12 protein-coding genes are annotated in these 24,663 nt (G+C 37.4%); 3 read left to right on the top strand and 9 right to left on the bottom strand.

All coding sequences use genetic code 11. From position 1 onward, the window contains the following. Positions 1-224 precede the first annotated feature (224 nt). From ACFIKQ_RS00650 to gyrB, 8 genes are all read right to left on the bottom strand, one after another. Complete coding sequence (locus tag ACFIKQ_RS00650; protein WP_375655571.1) at positions 225-1,223, bottom strand: complex I NDUFA9 subunit family protein; 999 nt, start codon at positions 1,221-1,223, stop codon at positions 225-227. Between the two features lie 42 nt (positions 1,224-1,265). Then, on the bottom strand, positions 1,266-2,585 hold the full coding sequence (locus tag ACFIKQ_RS00655; protein ID WP_375655572.1) for a bifunctional folylpolyglutamate synthase/dihydrofolate synthase: 1,320 nt from the start codon (positions 2,583-2,585) through the stop codon (positions 1,266-1,268). 4 nt (positions 2,586-2,589) lie between these two features. Further along, complete coding sequence (gene accD, locus ACFIKQ_RS00660) at positions 2,590-3,510, bottom strand: acetyl-CoA carboxylase, carboxyltransferase subunit beta (RefSeq protein WP_375635378.1); 921 nt, start codon at positions 3,508-3,510, stop codon at positions 2,590-2,592. 906 nt (positions 3,511-4,416) lie between these two features. Further along, a complete protein-coding gene (locus tag ACFIKQ_RS00665) occupies positions 4,417-5,136 on the bottom strand; it encodes a sulfate transporter family protein (RefSeq protein ID WP_375635379.1) in 720 nt (239 codons plus the stop codon). A 1,883-nt stretch (positions 5,137-7,019) separates the two neighbouring features. Further along, positions 7,020-8,441, bottom strand: a complete 1,422-nt coding sequence (gene coaBC, locus ACFIKQ_RS00670) for a bifunctional phosphopantothenoylcysteine decarboxylase/phosphopantothenate--cysteine ligase CoaBC (RefSeq protein WP_375655574.1) — start codon at positions 8,439-8,441, stop codon at positions 7,020-7,022. Between the two features lie 68 nt (positions 8,442-8,509). Next, complete coding sequence (ubiB, locus tag ACFIKQ_RS00675; RefSeq protein ID WP_375644366.1) at positions 8,510-10,096, bottom strand: 2-polyprenylphenol 6-hydroxylase; 1,587 nt, start codon at positions 10,094-10,096, stop codon at positions 8,510-8,512. Positions 10,097-10,098: 2 nt separating this feature from the next. Continuing rightward, a complete protein-coding gene (gene ubiE / locus ACFIKQ_RS00680; RefSeq protein WP_375635382.1) occupies positions 10,099-10,881 on the bottom strand; it encodes a bifunctional demethylmenaquinone methyltransferase/2-methoxy-6-polyprenyl-1,4-benzoquinol methylase UbiE in 783 nt (260 codons plus the stop codon). A gap of 118 nt (positions 10,882-10,999) precedes the next feature. Next, complete coding sequence (gene gyrB, locus ACFIKQ_RS00685; protein WP_375655576.1) at positions 11,000-13,432, bottom strand: DNA topoisomerase (ATP-hydrolyzing) subunit B; 2,433 nt, start codon at positions 13,430-13,432, stop codon at positions 11,000-11,002. 1,409 nt (positions 13,433-14,841) lie between these two features. Here gyrB and ACFIKQ_RS00690 point away from each other — a divergent pair. Continuing rightward, positions 14,842-15,747 (top strand): transporter substrate-binding domain-containing protein, encoded by a 906-nt coding sequence (locus ACFIKQ_RS00690; protein WP_375644369.1) that lies wholly within the window; start codon positions 14,842-14,844, stop codon positions 15,745-15,747. An 11-nt stretch (positions 15,748-15,758) separates the two neighbouring features. On the opposite strand, the gene ACFIKQ_RS00695 is transcribed toward ACFIKQ_RS00690, so the two are convergent. Next, positions 15,759-17,291 (bottom strand): YifB family Mg chelatase-like AAA ATPase, encoded by a 1,533-nt coding sequence (locus tag ACFIKQ_RS00695; RefSeq protein ID WP_375655578.1) that lies wholly within the window; start codon positions 17,289-17,291, stop codon positions 15,759-15,761. A 405-nt stretch (positions 17,292-17,696) separates the two neighbouring features. Between ACFIKQ_RS00695 and ACFIKQ_RS00700 the strand changes: the two genes are divergently transcribed. Both ACFIKQ_RS00700 and ACFIKQ_RS00705 read left to right on the top strand, forming a co-directional pair. After that, the gene (locus tag ACFIKQ_RS00700; protein ID WP_375655580.1) at positions 17,697-19,661 is read left to right on the top strand and encodes an autotransporter assembly complex family protein; all 1,965 of its coding nucleotides are present in this window, start codon (positions 17,697-17,699) and stop codon (positions 19,659-19,661) included. Next, positions 19,661-24,319 (top strand): translocation/assembly module TamB domain-containing protein, encoded by a 4,659-nt coding sequence (locus ACFIKQ_RS00705; RefSeq protein WP_375655582.1) that lies wholly within the window; start codon positions 19,661-19,663, stop codon positions 24,317-24,319. Before ACFIKQ_RS00700 ends, ACFIKQ_RS00705 begins: the two co-directional genes overlap by 1 nt. The last annotated feature ends 344 nt before the right edge of the window (positions 24,320-24,663 follow it).

The following is a 24,663-nucleotide window of genomic DNA, read 5'->3' on the forward strand; positions in this document are numbered from 1 at the left end:
CATCTGTTCTTGGATAAAGACAGTTTATAGGAAGTGCTTTTCTCCTGTTTTCAACGATTTTTATCAAAATACTATAGATATACGATTAAACATTTTTTGTGATACTGAATAGAGCATTAAAAATGCAAAGACATTACTCTATTGAGCACTCTGATTTTAGAACCGCGAACAACGAGCTATGAATTATAAATCAAATAATTAACTCAGTTTTGGAAAAATTTATTCTAGACGAGTAAGTTTTGGGAAAATTGACCATGTGGACGAAATCGCCAAAGATAACTTGGCAAGAATGCAGCCATTGCTCTGGGGGTAATTCCCACACCTTCTAGAGTATATCCATTCTCTATAGCCTCTTTAGAAACAATGTTATCCATTTGCAAAAAACGTATCTGATTGGCTGTTACGAGTGTTGGTACAAAAGGCAATTTACCGATAGTTCCCAAAATTCCTCCAATCAATAGACCAGCAGAAAGGGGCATGGATAGGATTGTTTTTTTACGGTGAATAATTTTGAGTATATTTTCAAGAGTATTTTGAAAGGTGATAATCTGGGGACCACCAAGATCATAATTTTTTCCCCAAGCAACCTGTCCATCTAAAGTGCGCGCGATAAACTCAGCAACGTCACCAACATACACGGGTTGCAATTTGCTTTGCCCACCCCCAAAAAGAGGCATAATTGGTAAAAAACGTGACAAATCTGCTAAGGTGTTAAAGAAACAATCCTCTGGTCCAAAGATAACGGATGGACGGATAATAATTGCTTGAGGATGCTTGTTATGAATGATTTGTTCACCCATAAACTTAACACGTGCATAAAGACATGAAGCATTCTCGTTAGCCACAAGTGCTGACATATAGATGAGTGGAATAGCAGCTTGTGCTGTTAATTCAGCAACATTGTAAGCACCATCAATTTGTGTGTTTTTAAAATTCGATTGATTTGCTTGTTTTAAGCTACCAGGTAAAAACACTGCCGCATCAGCTCCAAGCAACGCGCGTGCAACAGAGGCACGATGCTTGATATCCGTTTTAAGCATTTGGGTTTGTCCTACTTCTCCTATTTGGAGCATGTAATAAGCTTTTTGTGGATAACGAACAGCGATACGAACGCGATATCCCCGCTTAGTCAAAGTTTCAACGACATGTCGTCCTACAAAACCAGATCCGCCAAAAACAGTAATAAGTTTAGGATGTTGATAAAGTGCACAATCAAGTTGCATGATTAAAAAGTCTATCTTTCAAAGCTTTAAAATAATCAATTTCTAGCATGGAGGTGTTTTATTGTCACGTAAAATATCGCCCGCAAGATAAAGGGAACCACTAATAAGGACAATTGCCTCTTTATATTCGGCTCTAATCTTATGCAAAGCATCTTGTAGATGTGCTTGTGGAGTAGCAAAGATTCCTGCTTTTTGCGCTGATTCAGCTAATTTTATTGGAGAGATACTGGCATTATTGTTAATCAGCGGTATCGTATATATTTTATCGACAAGGTTCGCTAAGGAACGAAAATAACCGACAGCATCTTTGGTATTGAGCATGCCAGCAATCATAATAATGGGACGATCTGTTTTTTTTCTCCATTGTGTAAGTTCTGCCGCAATAACTTTTCCAGCAGCAGGATTGTGACCACCGTCTAACCATAAATCAATATTAGGAGACAGTTGATCAACCAAATGTCCTTGGATAAGATGTTGCATCCGTGCGGGCCAATAAATATTTTTCAAAGCGTCATTTATGGTTTGTTCTAAAAGTTGAAAACCTGCTTGACAAACTGCTTCAAGAGATGCGCCAGCATTGGCAATTTGGTGGTCTCCAATAAGGTTAGGAAGTGAAAGATCCATGAGACCTTGATTGTTTTGAAAAACCATACGTCCATGTTCTTTATAACTTTGATAATCTTGATCAAATAGAGAATAAGGTGCTTTATTTTTATCGGCAAGGGGTATTAAAGTAGCAAGAGTTTCTTCATAATTTTGCTTCCCGATGACTACTGGAACATTTGGTTTGATAATTCCCCCCTTTTGAAAAGCGATTTGAGCAATTGTGTTTCCAAGAAAGTTCTCATGATCATAATCAATGGGCATAATAAGCGATACAGCTGGTTTGTTAATGACATTGGTAGCATCAAAACGCCCTCCCAACCCAACTTCTAAAATGATAACATCAGCTGGATGTGTACTAAACAGCATAAAGGCAGCGGCTGTAAAAATTTCAAAAATAGTAATCGGCTCTTGACGATTTACTTTTATAATTTCACGGATTGTCTCAGCCAATTGGTTTTCTGTAACAAGTTGACCACCTCCTTTTTGACCTAACCGGCAGCGTTCATTCCAGTTGACGAGATGAGGTGAGCTATAGACATGAACGCAGTATCCTGCACTTTCTAAAAGAGCACGGCAAATCGCTGAGGCAGATCCTTTGCCATTTGTTCCAGCGATGTGAATAATAGGGGCAAGTTTTAAATGTGGATTACCAAGACGCTCTAAAAGGTGAATAATACGCTCTAAAGAAAGATCAAATTTTTTCGGATAATTTTTTAGTAAATCATCCACCACCCTTTGTATCTGGTTTTGTTGCATAAATTTAAGCTGCTTTTGTTGTAGAAAGCGATGTTTGAGAGTCTGTTGGGGATGGATCGGAAGGGTCAAAAACAGCAGGGCGTTTCATCATCAAACGTAAAAGACGCGCAATTGTTGTTTTCATTTCTAAACGTGATACAACCATATCAATCATACCATGTTCGAGCAGATATTCACTACTTTGAAAACCTTCTGGTAGGGTTTCGCGTATAGTTTGTTGAATCACACGTGGACCAGCAAAACCAATCATAGCGCCAGGTTCAGCAATGTGAATATCACCAAGCATGGCGTAAGAAGCAGTAACACCACCGGTGGTTGGATTAGTCAGCACAACAATATAGGGAAGTTTTGCTTCTTTCAACATTTCAATCGCTACGGTTGTACGAGGCATTTGCATCAACGAGAGTGTTCCTTCTTGCATGCGTGCGCCACCAGAAGCAGAAAAAAGAACTAACGGGCGCCTTTCGGCAATGGCAGTATCAAAAGCTTTAATAATAGCTTCTCCTGAAGCCATACCGAGTGATCCACCCATAAAGGCGAAATCTTGAACGGTCGCAATGATTGGTAAGCCTTCAATCGTACCACGTGCACTTAAAATATTATCATCAACACCAAGTTTAGAACGATAATCTTTTAACCGGTCAATATAGCGTTTTTCGTCACGAAATTTTAAAGGATCTGTTACAACTTTTGGATTTTCAAGAGCTGTATAAACACCATCATCAAAAAAATGCATGAGACGATTTTTAGCGCTGATACGCATATGATGGCCAGAATTGGGAGCTACAAATTGATTAGCTTCCAGATCTTTATGGAAGATCATTTCACCACTGGTAGGATCTTTAATCCATAGATTTTCTGGAATTTCACGGCGCCCCAATATAGAGTTAATTTTAGGACGAACATAATTTGTAATCCAGTTCATCTTTATAACCTTCCTTTAAATATTACACATCTTTCGCATGATTTGAAAGAATATGAACCTAAGCAGTCACATTTGCTTTACCGGTGGAACAAAGGAGTCTATTTAATACTTTTATCTGTGTACGTATAGCTTGTTTTTTAATTTTTATTTTTTTACTTTGGTATTAAAATTCACTCCTTGCGATGGTTAACAAACCCCTTATTTTTTAATAAAAATGAAAATCCAATTAATCATTCGTATCAACAGTTTTTAAGAAAAGAAACCTTATAATATAAGGCTTTAACAAGGCTAAAATAATCCATTTAAGATAATGTACATGATAACACCATATTAGCGAAACGTTATCATCAGAGCAAGATTTTTTTCAAAAGGTTTCTTTAAAGCGCGCGCTTTTCACAATTAAAATTGAATACCCTCAAAAATGCTATTATATTACTCATTCATATGCTTGTTTTACAAAGACATTTTTCAATAATCACCAAAACTCTCTTAATGACTGTCCTCAGAAGAGTATATACTCTCCGTAAATGGTATAAAATACATTATGCTCTTCATTTTTACTGAAATAGAAGGTACAAATCGATACCATCATACTCTTTTCCAGTTTTAATGTGACGATAATGTTTGCATTGAGAGGATTCATAAAAGATATTTCACGCCTTTTTGAAAGTACCTTTATCTACACACCACCTCCGTTTGTGACATATTAACAAACGATTTCAATTAATCCAATATGAATAGGATTAAAATGAGAAAGCCTCATGATATTTAGGTTTTTCACTCATGTTGTGAAACAATAAATTATCGTTATAAATCAATATATTACTTTAATAAAAGATAAAGCATAAAATTTTATATTATGCTTTTTTGGCTGGCAAGTTTTATTAGCCTTAAAGTCAAATAACATTATTTTTGTGTAATGCGTGCCATGGTCTTTTGGGAAAGCATTTTGTGTAAATATGTCATAAAGGCGGCTGCAAAAAGCGGTGTTGTTAAATTAAGAATTGGAATCGAAACAAAAAGCGCTATTAATAATCCTGCACCAAAAACCGTTGTGTAATGAGTATGTAAAAAAGCACGTGCATCTTGCTCTGTTCGAAAACGATAAGCAGCAAACAAGAAATATTCATGACCAAGCAAATAACCATTAATAACGTAAAAAGCGATTAAATTAATACCTGGTATGAAGAATAAAATAAAAGCAATTCCATTACCAAGAAGGCTTAAAATAACAAATTTAAAGGAAATGATAAGAGAACGCTGAAACGGCAAAGCTTGTCCAATAGGCTCGTTTGGGTAATCCTCTTTTTCAATGATTTCAGCAACAGAGTCAATGAAAAAACCACCAATCATAGCTGCGATTGGTGCAATCAAAAAAGCCAACAAAAGAGCCAAACCAAGATTAAAAATGATAAGCATGCTAAAACCAATCCATCCCGCCCAACTAGGGAGTTCAGGAAAAAACTGAGCAATCCAAGGCCAAAAGTAAGACATAAAAAGTTGGTGCACACATAACCATAAAATGGCGAGAATGAAAAAAGTAATCCCTAATGCTTTCAGTATCATAATACTATATTGCGAGGTCAGAAGACGTTGTAAAGCACGATAGGCAGCAGTAAAAATCATAAATTAATAAACTAAGGAAAGAAGCAAAAAAAACAAGAAATATATTTAAAGAATGTACGGTGTAGTTTTTTCTTTTTTGAATTACAAGATTTCTTTTCAAGAACATTATAAAAAACGGCTAAGGCTTCTTTGTTTAAAATAAAGTTTGAATAGATAGAAATTTTGATTTTTAAAAATCAAGAAGAATTTAAAAAGCAGCTGTTGTAGAAGAAATTTTTAATATTTTTGTACAGAGTGTAGGTTATTGCGTTTATATGATATATGTAAAAATTAAGGAATAAGAACTATTTGGGAGGAAAGTTGTTGACTTCTATTTATTCAGTAGAGTTGTCTAATTTCGTTTATCTACGTGCTTAATTGTTTTGCACAATTCCTAATGCTCTGTACTTTTATACTATTTGGCGGCATGCTTTTGCCTCTCGCTTTTATTCAAAACATATTGAGTTCAATGGAATAGGAGTAACGTAGTAGCTTGTAGATATTCTGATTTGGGCAACAGAATGATTAATATGATAGAAGTGGAAAAAATAAGCTTAGGCGATTGACTGTCCATATCCCATGGAAGGGTAATTTCTTGAGAAGAAGCAAAGAGTGGGAGACACCACTGATGATTAAAAATGATGAGATTTTGAATTTTAAAAGCTATAAGTGCAATGAAGTAAGAATTCATTGAAGCACTTTTCATATAAGTGGTGCACTGTATCAAATAATTTTTAGATAATAACACCACTAATTTATGAAGAGAATTGATCATTTTCAACTTGAATAAGAATCCAAAATATAGAAATATTCTTTAATTTCAAAGCCTTTATTCAACATCAAAAAATTATTTACTTGCACATTATAGGCGAGACCAGTGTATGGATACAAAGCTTTCGATAAAGGACTAAAAATGCTTCTCATGAAACATCACAATGTGAGGATATCATGGATCAAATCCTAGTCTTTGTGGTCTTGGTATGCTGGAGAGAGGACACACACATTTAATTTTAAAGACCGATCACTGAGGAAAATAATAAAGGCGTCAGTTTCATAAACTTATAGACAGTGGTGCAATGAATTTTGTTTACATTCTTTATGAGCATCAGTGTGAGATATGCTTCAAATTGCATTGAGATGTTATAATACATTGATTTATACATTATTTTTCATAGTGAATAAGAGCCCCAAGTAAAGTTGTCATATTTTCTTATTAGCTGCTCTCATCATGAAACAATCAAAAGCATTTATTTGCACATCATAAATAGGACTAATATGGGGATAAAAACATTGAAGAAAGAAAATGCTTTTATAAACTCTATCCAGTGCAAGAGCTTTCTCAAAATTGATGGTAGGCAAAGTAAATAATAGCTTGTTTTTTATAAGCTGGGGAAACAGAGGTGCAATAGATCCTACTTTTTATGATGGCTATGGGTGAAATAGAATTTTTTAAAGAAACATTTCCCAACGCTCGTCACACCCATTTCCCAACAGTGCTTGTGAATGGTATAAGGGTAAAGCTCTCGTGAATAATATAAAACTTATAGGGCACCACTATCTTTACACTTAATAAAAGAGCACTGCGGGCACCATCATTCTCTCAGTATTGCTCGACAGCTCTGTTCTTGAGACGGTCCATTATAAGCGTTTTTAGTTCTTTCTTAAACGTTTTGTATTCATACGGCTATCCTTCTTTGCAACGTGCAAGAAAATGGTTTTTATTGATTCAACATGAGAGAGAGTTGAAATGAGAGAATCTTACGATATTCAGGATTCTAATTTAATATGAACAACGCTAGATGATCATTATAACTCAAAATATTGTATACTAATCGAGATAGATAGACACCTATTGTTAGTTCTATTTTATAAGGTGTTTTAATATGAATGCATTTGAAGAGTTATTATTTGAAATGGGGTATATTTTCCTCATGAGGAGTAGGTGTCTGGGGGGCAAAAAATGATACAATCATGTTTGCTAATTTTTGCGCTACGTGTTGTTTACTCATATGGGGCCATTGTTCAACTTTTTCCTTACTCACGAGATAAACTTGATTTGTATCAGCACCCATGACACTTGTGCCATCTAGTTGAAGAGAAATATCATTAGCAAGAATGAAATCAGCTCCTTTTTCAACACATTTTTTTTGCGCATTGGCAATAATATCACATGTTTCAGCAGCAAAACCAATGACCAATGAGGGGCGATTTGGAGCGTGTCCAATCATTGCTAAAATGTCAGGATTTTCGACCATATGAAGGGATGGTGGTATTTTATGAGCATTCTTTTTAATTTTGTGTAAAGACTGCGTTTGACTGCGCCAATCACAAACAGCGGCGACAAAAATGGCACCATCAGCAGGCAATGCGGTTTGAACGGCTTGTAACATCTGTTGTGCTGTTTCAACATGAATGGTTTTTACTTCTTGTGGGTCTGCAAGATTAACAGGTCCACAAATAAGTGTTACTTTTGCACCCAAATGCGCAAGAGCAGTTGCGATGGCATGACCTTGTTTACCTGAAGACCGATTAGCAAGATAACGCACTGGATCAATTGGTTCATGGGTAGGGCCAGAGGTAACGATGAAATGGCGGTCAGAGAGAGGTTTTTCATGCACATTCAAAAGAGCCTCTATGGTAGCGACAATCGTTAAAGGTTCGCTCATGCGCCCATATCCTATCTCGTCACGTTCAGCCATATTTCCGATTTCTGGTCCAATGATATGAACGCCATCTGCGCGCAGTTGTGCAACATTGCGAATAGTGGCTGGATGCGCCCACATGGACGGATTCATAGCGGGTGCAATTAAGAGTGGACAGCGTGCCGCTAAAAGGATGCAATCAGCCAGATCATCTCCTATGCCATTGGCTATTTTTGCAATGCGATTGGCTGTAGCAGGGGCTAAAATAATAAGGTCAGCATTACGTGCTAATCGGATATGTCCAATATCGTGTTCTTCTTCGCGTGAAAATAAATCAGTATATACAGTACCACTGCTTAAAGCTTCAGCAGCTAAAGGCGTAATAAATTTTTGCGCTGCTTTTGTCATCACAACTTTTAAGTGTGCTCCACGTTCTTGTAAACGGCGAATCAAATCAAGTGCTTTATAGGATGCAATACTTCCCCCAATAATAAGAAGGAGAGATTTTGATTTCAATGATTGCACTTCAACAGCACTAGTATGAGAGAGTTGTGTGGTGAGAGAAGTGGGATTGCTTAAAAGGCGTCGGACTTCTTCTTCCATAGAAATACCATTTTGCGCGGCACGTATGCGCAAAGCTTCTTTGGTTTCAGGAGACAGGTTACGAATAGTAATACTGGCCATAAAATACCTCCAAGAAATAAAATGATTGCAATGATTTCATCGTTGATATTTTTAGCATATTAAGGAAATTAGAAAAGATGAAAAAAGTAAAAAGTGAGACAAACGCAACAAAGCGCAATGATGAAAAGACTATAACGACCATAACGGTTTCTACGACTTTGTTCGACAGCAAGTTGTTTGATGGTGGCAGGAGAAAGATTAAAACCTGTTTTTCTCATTTGATCGAAATCTTCTTCTATCCGTTGGAAATTTTGAACCAATTGTGGTGTTTTGCGTGCCAGCGAAAGGAGAGCTTGCGCTCCTTCACTAAAGTCTTTTGCAACGCCTACAGGTCCCAAATTTTTACTAATCCATTCTTTGACAACAGGTTCAGAAGCTTTCCACATATTAAAAGTGGGGTCTAATGTGCGGGCAACACCTTCCACGACAACCATCGTTTTTTGCAGCAATAAAAGTTCAGGTCGCGTTTGCATGTCAAATAATTCAGTGACTTCAAACAATAAAGTGAGCAATTTAGCCATGGAAATACTTTGTGCTGATTGTCCATGTATTGGTTCGCCAATAGCGCGGTTGGCTTGCGCAAAGCTTTCAATGTTATGGTGTGAAGGAACATAACCGGCTTCAAAATGGGCGCGTGCAACCCGATGATAATCACGGGTAATAAAGCCATAAAGGATTTCAGCAAGGAAATGCTTTTCTTTTTTGCCAAGCCTTCCTGTAATGCCTAGATCAACAGCAACAATACATCCTTTTGCATCTACAAATAAATTACCAGGATGCATATCAGCGTGAAAAAAACCATCACGCAATGTATGACGAAGAAAAGATTGAATAAGCGTAATGGCAAGCGCCTGCAAATCAAATCCTGCTTCTTTGAGTTTGGAAATTTCGGATATTCTGATACCATCAATCCATTCCATTGTAAGAACATTACGTCCTGTCCGTTCCCAGTCAATACGTGGAACCCGAAAGCCTGTATCATGTTGAATATTTTCAGCCATTTCAGATATAGCCGCTGCTTCTAAACGTAAATCCATTTCAATGCGTGTTGTTTGTGCTAAAGTATCTACCACACGAACAGGACGAAGCCTTCGAGAGGCAGGGATATAGCGCTCTTGTAAGTGAGCAATGAGATAGAATCCTCTAAGATCTTTAGAAAAACGTGCTCTGATATTAGGACGAATAACTTTTACAGCACATTTTTTCGTATGACCAGTTTCATCACTGTATTCAGCTGGATGAACTTGAGCAATAGAAGCTGCAGCAATGGGGGGATAAAAATTTATGAATAAATCATCGATAGAGCGACCAAGAGAACTTTCAATTTGAGCAACAGCAGCAGTGCAAGAAAATGTTTGGACACGATCTTGTAGTTGTGACAAATCTTCCGCAATATCACGCCCAACAATATCAGGTCTTGTGGCAAGAAATTGACCAAGTTTTATGTAAGAGGGTCCAAGCTTATTAATGGCATACGAAATATTTTCAGATCGCTGTTTTTTTTTCGTTTTGCGTCGTGCTAATGCACTCGCTATACGATGACATAGCGCTGGAAATCCTTGAAGATCATCATGAGGAAGAGCACTTAAAACACCTTCACGTGCTAAAACCCATCCTGCATGCATCAATTGAAGGTAAGGGGAAATTTGCACCATTTTTAAATTTTCCAACCTGAATGCAGCGCTGCAATCGCACCGGTGAGATTGCGGTACGATACCCGCGAAAATCCTGCATGCTTGATCATATGGGCAAAATCATCTTGCTTAGGAAATTTGCGGATAGATTCAACCAAATAACGATAAGCATCACCATCATTTGCAATAAATTGACCAAGCTTAGGGATAGCATGGAAAGACCAAAGATCATAAATTTTATCCAGCAGAGGCGTCTCGACATTTGAAAATTCTAAACATAAAAAACGTCCACCGAGCTTTAAAACACGAAAAGCTTCTCTAAGAGCTTGATCAATATGAGGAACATTGCGAATTCCAAAAGCAATAGTGTAAGCGTCAAAGCTTTGATCTTCAAAAGGTAGATTTTCTGCATTGGCTTCAACAAAATCAATCAGAGGGGCAAGACCATTTTTTTGTGCGCGCTTTTTGCCAATGTTGAGCATTGAGCCGTTAATATCAAGCACTGTAGCATGGGCTTTTTGGCGTGAAGCATTGAGAATACGAAAAGCAATATCACCTGTACCGCCAGCGACATCAAGAACTTTCCAATGAGAAAGTGCTGGTGGGGAAAGCCAAGCAATCATGGAATTTTTCCACACACGGTGTAACCCTAATGATAAGATATCATTCATCTTGTCATAATTTTCAGCAACAGAATGAAACACACCATCCACCATGGATTGTTTTTGTGTTTCATCTACTCTTGTAAAACCAAAAGAGTGCTCCATGCCACCCTTGGCTCCTACACGTTCTGTTTCAACTGCCATGTGTATGACCTTCCTTATTTTTCTTTTATCGTAAATGAAATAAAGAGGGAATGTTCAAATACGAAAAAACAACGTATAAAACTGCGACATTTACACAGCTAAAAACAGAAGAGTACCTTTAGATATCAAGATTGGCAACGCTTAAGGCATTGTCTTGAATAAAAATACGTCTAGGTTCAACTTCATCACCCATGAGACGAGAAAAGAGTGAATCTGCATCGGTTGCATCATTAATTTTTACTTGTAAAAGAGAACGTGCATTAGGATCAAGCGTTGTTTCCCAAAGCTGTTCAGCATTCATTTCCCCAAGACCTTTATAACGTTGAAGAGTAATACCTTTTTTACCGTTTGTAAAAATGCTCTCTAAAAGGCTCATAGGACCAAAAATACGCTCTGTTTTATCTTTGCGACGTAAAAGAACAGGAGGATGATATATGTCGATAAAATTTTGGGAAATGCGATCAATTTGGCGTGCGTCAGTTGAATTTATAAGTCCCACATCAAGCGTAACAACATCTTTAACACCACGCAAAATACGCTCAAAACATAAGTTTCCATCTGCTGTATATTGTCCACTCCAACCTTGTTCCATATCATCAGCAATCAGATTAAGGCGGTGTGCTATAGTATCTGCTATTTTTTGCGCTTTTTCTTGTGTTGCAAAGACTTCAAGATTAAAAGCGCCAACGATTGCTGCTTGTTCAACGATATTACGGTCATAACGGGTATGAAGACCATCTAAAAGTTGACGTAATATACGAGCATCTTTAGCGAGTTGATACAAATCAGCCCCTGCACGAACTTCTCCCGTTGAAAGCTCAAGCGTTGTTTCTTCTAATCCAGTATCGATCAAGAATTCTTCAAATGCTGCTTCATTTTTAATATATTGGGAAGATTTTCCACGCGATACTTTATAAAGAGGAGGCTGAGCAATATAAAGATGCCCACGTTCAATCAACTCGGGCATTTGTCTAAAAAAGAAAGTGAGCAGCAGAGTACGAATATGGGCTCCATCAACGTCCGCATCTGTCATGATAATAATCTTATGATAACGTAATTTATCCGGTGAAAATTCATCTTTACCGATAGACGTTCCAAGAGCTGTAATAAGTGTTCCAATCATATCAGATGAGAGCATGCGGTCGAAACGTGCTCGTTCAACATTGAGAATTTTACCACGAAGGGGTAAAATTGCTTGATTTTGACGTGAGCGCCCACTTTTTGCTGAACCGCCAGCCGAATCCCCCTCGACAATAAAGATTTCTGATTTTGCAGGATCACGTTCTTGGCAATCGGCAAGTTTTCCTGGTAAAGAAGTGATATCAAGCGCCCCTTTTCGTCTTGTGAGTTCACGTGCTTTGCGTGCTGCTTCACGTGCTGTTGCAGCTTCTACCACTTTACTAATGAGAAGTTTTGCTTCATGAGGATGTTCTTCCAGCCATACTGAAAGACCTTCATTGACCAAATTTTCAACAATAGGACGCACTTCAGAAGAGACTAACTTATCCTTTGTTTGTGAAGAAAACTTTGGATCAGGAACTTTCACAGAAAGAATAGCTGTTAATCCTTCACGGCAGTCATCACCGGTTAAGTTTACTTTTTCTTTTTTAGCAATACCTGAAGATTCAGCATAGCCATTAATTTGGCGCGTAAGGGCACTTCTAAAACCTATCAAATGAGTTCCACCGTCACGCTGAGGAATATTATTGGTAAAACACAGGACCTTCTCATGATAGGAATCATTCCACCATAGGGCAACATCAACGCTCATACCATCTTTTTCACTTGCAATGTAAATAGGATTATCAAGCAGAGCTTTTTTTGATTGATCAATATATTTGACAAACTCCGTTAATCCACCTTCATAATGTAATTCAATTGATTTAGTATCAGCATGACGCTCGTCAACAAGGAGAATATAAACGCCAGAATTTAGAAAGGCTAATTCCCGTAAACGGCGCTCCAAAGTTTCAAAATCAAACTCAACCATAGTAAAAGTTTCAGAACTTGGTAAAAATCTGATTTCTGTTCCACTTTCTCTATCGCAATCGCCAATAACTTTTAATGGAGCATCAGCCACTCCGTGGGTAAATGATATTTCATGAATTTTACCATTCCGTCTGATTTGCAATTTAAGCCAAACGGATAATGCATTCACAACAGAGACGCCAACACCGTGTAATCCACCTGAAACTTTATAAGAGTTTTGATCAAACTTTCCGCCGGCATGAAGCTGTGTCATAATAACTTCAGCTGCAGAAACACCTTCTGTTGGATGGATATCTGTCGGAATTCCACGTCCATTATCACGAACAGAACAAGAACCATCAGCATGGAGTGTAACGTTTACAAGAGTAGCATGACCGGCTAAAGCTTCATCGATAGCATTGTCTACAACTTCATAGACCATATGGTGTAAACCCGATCCATCATCAGTATCACCGATATACATACCAGGACGTTTGCGTACAGCATCAAGGCCTTTGAGGACTTTGATAGAAGAAGCGCCATAATCATCACTTTGTGCCGCTGAGGTTATTTCATCACTCATAAGTTAGTCCATTCCTGTGTTCAATTTACAATATTCTATCTGCTTTTTTAAAGCTTAATGTTCTGATCAGTTATTTATGGAATAACCACATTAAACATTTACCGTATATCAGAACTAGATTCAATATCTGTCGATATATAATGAAGAGAATGATGAAATGAGATTGTACTGTTATGTCGTAAAACTCCGTCATTTAGGGCGGTGATATGGTGATATAAGGAAAGTAAGCACTACCTTGATACATTAAGTATTTTTAAAGTGTGTGGTGAATATTCGGAGCAGGGTTTATTTGTATAACCTTTAGTTAAGTAAATTGCATGAGTGGATAGCCCCAAAGAATTAGTCGAGAGAAGCAGGACTGTCTAGACGTCAACGCTAGTAGGAATCCTTTTCCTTTGAGGTGTGGGAATGAGGTCAATTAAGCTTTACAATAATGATGCTATTTATTTTGTTTATTTTTGCATATGCGTAATGTTTCAAAATTAGTTATACATTTTTGTGTTAGACTAACAAAGGTCTTACTTGTTTTATCCATAAATCAATTTTCAATTCTAATGCTGCCGTATATTTAAAACAAAGGTTACGAGCTCTCTAAGCAGCTCAAATTTTTATATATTAGATTGAGGCGAAAATATTGGGTATATTGGTTTGTGGCATCTTTAAAATGTGGAAAATATAAAGGCGTAAATGTAAAAACACGTTTCCACTATCGTTCTTTTATTCAGTTTTACAACTTTTAAAAACGTCTACGGCGATGTTTTTAAAGAATGGGGGTGATGACGCATTGTCTTACGCTTTTGTTTTTCTCATTCCTGTAATGGAGGTTACGTCCCTTATTTAAAACAAAGCCCCATTGCGCTGTTATTCACGCGCTTTTTTAAGAAACATCTCTCAATGTTCCTAAACTCATTTTACAACGATGTTTAAATAGTATAACGCACAATACCCTGTGAATACTACAAGATTCATGTCCCCTATCTTGCCCATATTGACAATAAGGTGCAAACCAGCAGCATCATTTTATTTTCCAGCTCTTAAATGTTGACGCAACCTTAATGTTGAGAAACCCCTCGGCATTTGAAGGGTATTTTTACTCTTTTCTTTAATAGTGTCTATATACTCCCTCTGGTTGTGATACGCAAGAAAATGGTTTTGATATTTTGATAAAATGGAGTGTGCCACTAAAGTATGTACAGCTTATTTCTTATATTTAAAAAATCAAATCGCCTTTCTCTCAAATTACTTTTTATATATTCATTTGGGAAAATTAACACCAAAAGCTTAGGCATTTTCAATGGTTTTTAAAAATAGCAAGAATTTTATTTATTAAACGCCAGATATTTTGGTGAAGAGCATTAGATAATAATCGAGAAGAGTTGCATCTTAGCTTTAAAAATGGGGGAGAGATTTTGAAAATAAAAAAATCTATATATATAAAACATCTTCAATTGCGTTTATGGTATTTTTTATTCAATAATCCATACAATATTTTTATTCGTATTTTATTTGTAGCAGGGGGGGTTCTATTTTCCTCTTACGCAGAAGCTGAAAGGTTGCCTTCTTTTTTTGATTCGCATGAACATTTGGTACAACCTGATACGACGGATATTCTTCGTTTGCGTTTTGTAACAACTTTTGATTTTCCTCCTTTTAATTTCCTTGATCAAACGGGGCATCTTGCAGGTTATAATATCGATTTATTGCGCGCTATTTGCTCAAAATTAAAATTAGAGAAGCTTTGTGAAGTAGAAGTAATTCCTTGGAAAGAGCTTGTAGAATATGTTAAAAATGGTGGTGCAGAAGTCATTATTGCGGGTTTAAAAGAAACAAGTAAAACCCAGCAAGATCTTGTTTTTACAAAGTCATATTTGCGCTTTCCAGCGCGATTTGTTGCTTCTCGACTTTTAGATCTCGATGAGCCAATAAGCGATCAATTGGTACATTTAACCAGTGGTGTTTTGTCTAAAAGTATTCACGAAAAGCTCTTTCATCATTATTTTCCTAAAGCAAAATGGCAAGAATTTAAAAAGAGAGAAGAGCTCTATAAAGCATTACAAGAGCGTAAAATTGACCTTATTTTTGATGATGGATTTGCTTTATCGTTATGGTTCAAAAAACAAAAATCTGTTGATTGCTGCCATTTTGTTGGGGGGGCATATATGGCGCCACAGTTATTAGGACAAGGAATGCAGCTTGCTGTTGCAAAAAAGAATGAAAAATTGGTTGATATACTCAATTATGCGCTGAAATCTCTAGAAGAGGATGGTAAACTTACAGAACTTTATTTGCGTTATTTTCCAATAAGTTTTTATTGATGAATAGTTTTTTAGTTAAGGGCTGTTAATCTTTCTGCGCCTAGTCGATAGGAAATAGCTTCTGCGAGATGATAGCGTGAAAGATTATCTGATCCGTCAAGATCAGCAATTGTGCGTGCAACTTTGAGAATGCGATGATAAGCGCGTGCAGAGAGGTGCATTTTTTCACTCACATCTCGTAAGAGTATGGTCGCACTTTTATCAGGAATGGCAATCTGTTCTATAATTTTGGCAGGGCAATCGCCATTGGTGCGAATATGATCAAACCCCATTGTTGCAAAACGTTTAGCTTGAATGGTACGGCATCGTGCGACGCGTTTGGCAACATCGCAGCTTTTTTCTGATTGTTCTGGTTGCATAAGGTCCGTAGCTGTCAAAGCTGGGACATCAATCCGTAAATCAATTCGGTCAAGCAGAGGACCAGAAATACGGGACTGATAATCGATTTGGCAGCGTATTCCTTTAGCGCAAACATGGTCTTTTTCGCCTGCCATACCACAACGGCAAGGATTCATTGCGGCAATGAGTTGGAAGCGAGCAGGATAGCTAATATGGTGATTAGCGCGGGCGATAACCGATTCCCCACTTTCTAAGGGTTGACGAAGAGAATCAAGAACCTGCGGAGAAAATTCAGGCAATTCATCAAGGAATAACACACCATTATGGGCAAGAGAGACCTCTCCCGGTCGTCCTTTAAGTCCCCCACCAATCATTGCGGCCATGGAAGCAGAATGATGTGGGGAACGAAAGGGGCAATGAAGTGAAATGGTATTATGAACCGTTTCTCCTGTAATAGAAGCAATCAGAGAGACATCTAAAAGCTCACGGCTATCAAGAGGTGGCAAAATGGAAGGTAAGCGTTGCGCTAACATAGATTTCCCAGCACCAGGAGGTCCTACAAACAAAAGGTTATGGCGTCCAGCAGCACAAACTTCTAAGGCACGTTTGGCTGTTTTCTGTCCTTTGATTTCGCAAAGATCTGGGAGTTCAGTTTCGATAGTATATTGGCGTGGTTGTGGACGTTTTTGAATTTGGGTTCCTTTGAAATGGTTGACTATAGTGAGCAGAGTCTCTGGGGCAAGAATATTTATTTCTGCATTTGCCCAAGCAGCTTCAGGTCCACATTGGAAGGGACAAATCAGCCCTTTATCGAGTGATAAAGCTGTCATGGCAGCTGGTAAAACACCATTAACAGCGGTAAGTGAACCATCCAGTGATAATTCTCCCAAAATGATATAGTCTTGTGCTACTTCAGGAGGGAGGATTCCCATAGCAAGCATTAAGCCTACAGCGATTGGCAAATCATAATGCGAGCCCTCTTTAGGCAAATCAGCTGGTGCAAGATTAATCGTAATCCGTTTAGTAGGCATAGAAAGTCCACAAGCGTGGAGGGCTGCTTGCACACGTTCACGGCTTTCTGCAACTGCCTTATCAGCTAATCCAACAATAGCCATTCCTATTTTACCAGACGAAATCATAACCTGTACATCGACAGGGACTGCTTCTAGACCGCGAAAAGCAACAGTTGTAACACGTGCGATCATTTATTTATTTTCCCCCTTTAGACTTTGTAGAGACAATCATATCTATGCATAAAAATCAAGAAGCATCTCTATGGTTTTTTTTATAGAGAGATCTATATACATAGGCAGTTTTTTAGCGTTCTCATAGAAAGTCATTTGTACAAATTTAACCATGATAGTATGGGACGCAATAAAACATTTATAATAAGCTAAATAAATATGTTAAGAAAAAAATGAGGCTGTTCGTGTTATACAACAGTGCAGAATTTTATGAAAATATAAGGTGAGGGTAACGTTATGTATCGCAGAGTGTTATTTGATGTGATAAAACGTGTAAAATGTGCAAAGTAATTATATTTACCTTTCTTATTTTTATATTATTTAAAGTATAGTAGATGCAAAGTGTATTATAAGGTGTCTGATTTTATGGTATACCAGGCAAGGATTTTGTTAAAATCAGGGACTGTGCGCTGTGTATTTATAGGCTTGTGTTTCGCTTTTGCTTTTCCACAGCCACTTGCTGCATTTGATTTTTTCGGCATACCTTTTTTTGGTCAAAAGAAAACAAATTCTCCTTCAAATTATGCCAAAAGTACAGAGAGATTTTATAAAGTTGATGTTGTTGCACCGCCAGGCGCGCCATTAGAAGGTATAAAAATAGTTAAATCTGTTTCTTCTCTTGTTGCTGATAAAGAGAAAGCATCCGCCAGTTCTTCTGGTTTGCTAGCCAAGGCGCGCTCAGATTATCGAGCAATTCTTTCTGCTCTTTATGCTGATGGGCGCTACGGTGGTGTTATTAGTATTAAAATTAATGGCTTAGAAGTCGCTGATTTAAGTCCGGTAACTCAACTTCCAGCACAATCCAATATTGTTATTACAATTAATGCCGGTCCACAATATGTTTTTAGTATTGCAGATATTGATAAAGTAGCTCCGTTTGAAAAACGTAAAGCGCATAAAATGCCCACAATTGAAGAATTAGGCTATAAAGTTGGGGCTATTGCTAAATCTGAAACCATTTTGAAAGCAGAAAAATGGGTGGTAGAAGGATGGCGTCAACAAGGTTATGCCAAAGCTAAAGTTATGAAGAGTGAGGTCGTGGCTGATCATGCTACGTTGTGTGTTGAAGGACGGATTGTTGTTGATCTTGGACAAAAGGCTTATTATGGTCCTTTAAGTGTGCGTAATATAAGTAAGAAACCACGTGTAGATTCAGCTTATATCGCATGGATGACCGGATTGAAGCTAGGTCAGAAATACGATTCCGATGCGTTAGCTAAGGCAAATGAACGTCTTGCGCGCCTTGGTGTTTTTCGTGCTATCAATATACGTGAGGCTGATACCACTAATCTAGATGGCAGTTTACCGCTTGCACTTGTTGTACAAGAACGTAAACCGCGTCGTTTTGGTGTAGGCGGTAGCTATTCAACATTAGATGGTGCTGGTTTTGAAGCTTATTGGATGCATAACAATCTTTTTGGTCATGCAGAGGTTCTTAAAATTGAAACAAAAATAAATGGTGTTGGTGGCAATAAAAAGCAATCGTATAATTTTAAAAATTTTGATTATCTTTTCGGTGGCACGTTTATAAAGCCTGGTGTACTCACGCCAGATACAGATCTCAGGTCAGAATTAAAAATACAACAAGATGTTCTAGAAAATTATACGACAAAAGCCATCAAAGGAAGATTAGGGATTACGCATATTTTCAATGGTAATCTATCGGGACAGGCTGCTGTAGAAGTTTCAAATGGTTATTCACGTGATATTTATTTTGGGAGCCGTAATTTTACAACAATAGGTTTCCCTAGTGGTTTGATTTACGATAGTCGTAATAATAAGCTTAATGCAACAAAAGGTTTATATGGTGAAGTTTTCATTGAGCCTTTTTATGAGATGCGTTTTAGCAACTTTGTTGCAAAAGTAACAGCAGAAGGTCGTTCTTACTGGGCGTTGGATGAAGGGAATCGTTTTGTTTTTGCTACGCGGGCAAAGCTTGGTACAATTCTTGGGAATGATACAGCACAAATCCCCGCGAATACGCTTTTTTTTGCTGGTGGTGGGGGCTCTGTTCGTGGTTATGCTTACCGTAATATTGGTATCAAAACAGAAAATGATGCGGTTGTTGGTGGACGGGCAGTTGTTGAGGGATCGGCAGAATTGCGTGTTTCTTTAAATGACAAAATAGGGTTTGTCGGTTTTCTTGATGGAGGTTTAGTAGGGGAAAAGGCGAATTTTGATTTTTCTCAAAAAATTAAATGGGGAGCCGGTATAGGAGGTCGTTATATGACGGGTCTTGGTCCTTTACGCGTTGATTTAGCCTTTCCTTTAAAGAGAGAGAAGGGTGATCCTCGCATTGGTTTTTATGTGGGTATAGGGCAAGCATTTTAATGAAAAAAGGTGTACATTTATCAGCTTTCTTCTTTGTATTTTTGTTTTTTGGGGTGGGTGGTTTTGTTTTTGCGCAAAGAGGAGATACTCTTCCCTCTAGCGAAATGAAAACAGATGATCGCTCATGGTTTGTTTCTTTAATTGAACGAAAGCTTTCAGCGCCCAATCGTCAAGTTCGTTTACACAATATGCAAGGGACACTGTCTTCTCAAACATCAATTGATGCTATTACGGTCAGTGATAAAAAAGGGGTTTGGCTTAAAATTACCAATGCTAAAATGAATTGGAATCGTCTAGCGTTGCTGAGAGGGCGGATGGATATTAACCAGCTTTCGGCAGAACAGGTTACATTTTTACGCAAACCGCAAGGCAATTCTTCTTTTGTTTCTTCCCTTGAGACGGGTAAGTTCTCTTTACCAAAATTGCCGCTTGCTCTTTCTATCAATACGCTTACAGCTCAACATGTGATATTTGAACAGAATCTTTTTGGTTTTTCTGCTGATATGTCCCTAAAAGGCAATTTCACTTTAGCTAGTGGTAATTTTGATGTCGATATAGCGGCGCATCGTTTAGATGCACCGGGTTCTTTTTCTGTTCTCACCAAGATATCTGATAGTAATCGTACAGCTCAAATTGATATTTCTGCTAACGAACCACAAAATGGTATTTTGGCGAATATTTTTAACATTGAACAACGTCCAGCACTAAATCTCGTCGTGAAAGGTGATGGTACTTTTGATGATTTGGTTATCAAACTTTCTTTAGAGTCTGATCATCATTCTATTTTAGATGGTAATGTTATTTTTGCAAGTGTTCCAGAAGGACACAGTTTTTCTACAAAACTAAAGGGAATACTGAGCCCTTTAATACCTTCTCAATATCGTAGCCTCTTCGAATCTGATATAACATTAAAAGCAAAGGCAAGAAGAACAAAAGAAGGTGTGACACACCTTGATCAGATGGTTATTCAGAGCAAAGCAATGAATGTTATAGCCAATGCTGAAATAACTGCCGATGGATTTTTGCGGCGGCTTTTTGTTGATGGCAAAATGGCTCTTGATAACGAACAGGAGTCTGTTCATTTACCTGTATCAGAAGTGCCAAAACCTGCCAATACTCTTGCTCTGAACATTGACTATGGTCGCGAAGGGAAACAATCTTGGAATGGGCGGTTGGTTGTAGGTAATTTAAGCAATAAAAATATTTATATTCGCGATGCAATTTTTGATATGGGAGGAGTAAGCGAAAATCTTGATAATTCAGCTTCTCGTCATGTTGGTGTTCAGGTTAAAGGGACGCTTCAAGGGGTTAAAAAGATTAAGGGAGCGTTAGTAGAAAATTTAAGCCAAGCGGTTCATGTGCATTTAGATACGGATATTGTTTCGAATAAACCAATTTTGATTCATGATTTGAGTGTTACGGCTCAGGGTTTTTCTTCTTGGTTAAAAGGGACAATGGAGGGTTTTGTTTTTAAAGGCGACCTCGGTTTAAAAGCTCAGACATTAACTCCTTTGGAAGCGTTCAGTAAACAATCACTTTCTGGTAGTGCAGATATTAAAGCCAAAGGAACAATCAATTTATTGAGTGGCATTTTTGATCTCCAATTATCAGGAATGGCTGACGATATGAAAATAGGCGTGCAGTCTTTTGATCGTTTATTCAAAGGAAACATCACTCTTTCAGGTGGTGCTACTCGAAATACGAAGGGTTTCATTTTTCGTCATTTTAATTTGAAAAATCAATATACAAACATAAAGGCTAATGGTTATTTTTCAGATGAAAGCGCTAAAATGGATCTATCTGCTGAAATATCTGATTTGTCCAAATTAGATCCAAAGATAAGCGGTGCGCTTACAATTGAAAGTACGGCGAGAGGGCGCAATAGCCATATAAAACTAAATACACGTGCCCATATTGCTGAAGCATTAATCGTAGGGAAGAAACTTCAAAATACAACATTTAACATAGATGCACTTGTAGATAATACAGCACCAGTTACTGCTTTAACGGGGGTGATAAAAGGTGAAGGGATTTTTGCTAAGAAACCTTTGCATTTATCGGCCTCTTTTAAAGATTCTCATAAAATTCGAAAACTTGAAAATATCGATATTAGAGGGGGAAGTGCAAAAATAACGGGTGCTCTTTCTCAACAACTTGGCGGTTTTTTGAAAGGAGCGCTGCATATTGATGCCGATGATATTTCCGTACTGTCAACGTTATTTTTGCAGGATGGTAGTGGAGAAGTAAAAGGAGATTTTATTTTTGATGAACAAAATGGCAGACAAAAAACCAATGTGAAGGCGCATATTAACCATTTGAATTTTTCCAAGAATAAAATAAAAAAATTGGCAATAGATGCTGATATATTCGATCCTTTTGGCATGACACAGTTTGAAGGAGTTATCAATGCAGAACATATTCAAACACCTTTGATAATGGTCAATCGTTTAAATGCTCACGCTGATAGAAATAATGGACAAACGGTTTTTACTGTCCAAGCGATGTTGCATGATACTCTCAATGCACAGCTTTCTGGTCGTTTAATGGTTGAGGAACTTCCAGAAAGTATAAAACGAGAAGTGCAAATTGAAACTGTGGATCTAAAACAACACACTTTTCATGCAAAATTGCTGAAACCATCCATAATTGCTTTTGATAAAGATGGAATGGCAATCAATGAATTAGGAATTGCAATAAATGGAGGCAACATCATCTTAGCAGGGAATATTCAAGATACCCTGAATTTGCAACTTACAATGAATGCGCTTCCTGCTACTTTAGTTAATCTGTGGAAAGCCGATCTTGGAGCAGCAGGGAGTGTAACAGGGCAGGTTATGATTCGTGGTCATTTAACAAAACCTGATATAACTTACGATATAAAAGGTGAGGGACTGACAACCGTTGCTTTTCAAGATAAAAAAATTATGCCTTTTTCTTTTTCTGCTACGGGGAAAACCTTAGATCAAAATCTTACTTTGAATGCAAATTTAACAGGAGAAGGAGTACAAGCACAAGCTCAGGGGCGTGTATCTCTAGAGAAAAATAAGCTTGATCTTCATATTAATTTGCAAAATTTATCTGCACGTTTGGCAAATGGTTTTATTGCAGGACAAGCGCTTGATGGGACAATGATAGGCAAAGTTGATATTGATGGAACAATGAAGGATCCATCTGCTCATTTTGAGCTTTCTAGTCAAAATTTAACCGCTATGACGCATAAAGGACCGATGTCAATCAATATAAATGCTCGTGGTTCTTATAAAAAATCGACTTTTCATATTGAAAATATGATAGCTACAGGAGATAAAGGATTAGATCTTTCCATCCATGGGCCTGTATCTCTTAATGGTTCAGAGGCAAAATTAAACGTTAAAGGGATAATGCCTCTTGATTTTGTTAATCTCTTATTAGCTAAGCGTGGTGCACATATAACGGGTACAGCAAGAATTGATACAACTCTTAATGGGGCGTTATCAAAGCCACAATTGATAGGAAATATTTCTATAGGCGACGGTAGCTTTTTTGATTCACAAACAAATGTAGGGTTGAATAATATAACGCTTGAAGGCAAATTGAACGGTGATCATATCCTTATAGAGAAAGCTTCAGCTTCTTCGTTTGAGGGGGGGAGAATTTCTGCTTCAGGTCGTATCTCTAATGATCTAGAGACAGATTTGATATTTCATCTTGATAATGCCAATTATAATGATGGTTCTATGATTCTGGCAACATTATCAGGTGAGATGACAATGACAGGTCATTTTTTAAATGATCTTGTTCTTGGTGGTGATATCATCGTTGAAAAAGCTGAAGTTTTTGTTCCTGATCATTTTAAAAGTGCTAAGTTTCTTGATATCAGAAATAAGAATTTAACTAAATCGATTCAAACAACACTTGAACGTGCTGATGTTAAGAACACGAACAAAAGCAAAAGCCGGATTGTTACACAAGAATCTTCATCTGTTGTGCTATCAAATATGCGTATTACAGCACGCAATCAATTTTTTGTACGCGGAAAAGGGTTAGATGCTGAACTGGGAGGACTCATTAATCTAGCAGGTCCATTGAATGATGTGCATCCAGTTGGTGAATTTAGAATGATTCGTGGACGTTTTGATATTCTTTCGCAACGTCTTAATTTTGATCAAGGACAAGCGAGTTTTAGCGGTAATCTTAATCCTACGGTTTATTTTGTAACCAACAATAACAGTGGTGATATTCAAGTCACTGTAACTGTAAGTGGGACGATTGATAATCTTGATATTAATTTTTCTTCACAACCGAACTTGCCTCAGGATGAGATTTTGGCGCGTTTGATTTTTAATCGCTCTCTTAATGAATTATCACCATTTCAGATTGCTCAACTTGCAGCAGCAGCGGCTGATCTTGCAGGTGCTGCTAATACATCTTTGTTGAATACTTTACGAACTAAAATTGGGCTTGATGATCTTGATGTTATCGTTAATGAGAAAGGTAATACAGGCTTACGTATTGGACGCTACATACACAATAATATTTATTTGGGCTTTGAAGCAGGGTCCGATGGAACGACGAAAGGGACAATTAATTTAGATATTTCGCGTCATCTCAAAGCTAAAGGTGCCATAGGAAATGAACAAAATTCTAGTATTGGTCTCTTTTATGAAAGAGATTATTAAAGATTGAATTTAAAAAACAAATTCTTCGTTTTTTGTCTCTCATTTCTAAATCTTAGGAAGAAGACATAGGCTAAAAGTCCTATAAAAGAAGAAGATTTTTTGAGGCGTGAAGAAATATATCTGAAATATTCGATTTTTGTTTATTGTGTTTTTGAATGAGATCACTTTTCTTATAACGAACAGCTCCCCAAACAGAACACTCCAAAATATAACACTATTGTGTTGCAAATTCATGTGCTTGTTTTAAAGAAACATTTCTCAGTGTGCGCTTGAGCCTATTTCATAAGATTGCTTGTGAAATGATATAAAGTACCCCTTATGAATGGTATAAAATCCATACTACC

The sequence above is a fragment of the Bartonella sp. MR63HLJHH genome (assembly GCF_042194155.1).
Taxonomy (GTDB): domain Bacteria; phylum Pseudomonadota; class Alphaproteobacteria; order Rhizobiales; family Rhizobiaceae; genus Bartonella; species Bartonella grahamii.

Coding starts and splice junctions, on each gene's coding strand:
- ACFIKQ_RS00650 (WP_375655571.1), bottom strand. CDS start 1,223: ATGCAACTTGATTGTGCACTTTATCAACATCCTAAACTTATTACTGTT.
- ACFIKQ_RS00655 (WP_375655572.1), bottom strand. CDS start 2,585: ATGCAACAAAACCAGATACAAAGGGTGGTGGATGATTTACTAAAAAAT.
- accD (WP_375635378.1), bottom strand. CDS start 3,510: ATGAACTGGATTACAAATTATGTTCGTCCTAAAATTAACTCTATATTG.
- ACFIKQ_RS00665 (WP_375635379.1), bottom strand. CDS start 5,136: ATGATTTTTACTGCTGCCTATCGTGCTTTACAACGTCTTCTGACCTCG.
- coaBC (WP_375655574.1), bottom strand. CDS start 8,441: ATGGCCAGTATTACTATTCGTAACCTGTCTCCTGAAACCAAAGAAGCT.
- ubiB (WP_375644366.1), bottom strand. CDS start 10,096: ATGGTGCAAATTTCCCCTTACCTTCAATTGATGCATGCAGGATGGGTT.
- ubiE (WP_375635382.1), bottom strand. CDS start 10,881: ATGGCAGTTGAAACAGAACGTGTAGGAGCCAAGGGTGGCATGGAGCAC.
- gyrB (WP_375655576.1), bottom strand. CDS start 13,432: ATGAGTGATGAAATAACCTCAGCGGCACAAAGTGATGATTATGGCGCT.
- ACFIKQ_RS00695 (WP_375655578.1), bottom strand. CDS start 17,291: ATGATCGCACGTGTTACAACTGTTGCTTTTCGCGGTCTAGAAGCAGTC.
- ACFIKQ_RS00700 (WP_375655580.1), top strand. CDS start 17,697: ATGGTATACCAGGCAAGGATTTTGTTAAAATCAGGGACTGTGCGCTGT.
- ACFIKQ_RS00705 (WP_375655582.1), top strand. CDS start 19,661: ATGAAAAAAGGTGTACATTTATCAGCTTTCTTCTTTGTATTTTTGTTT.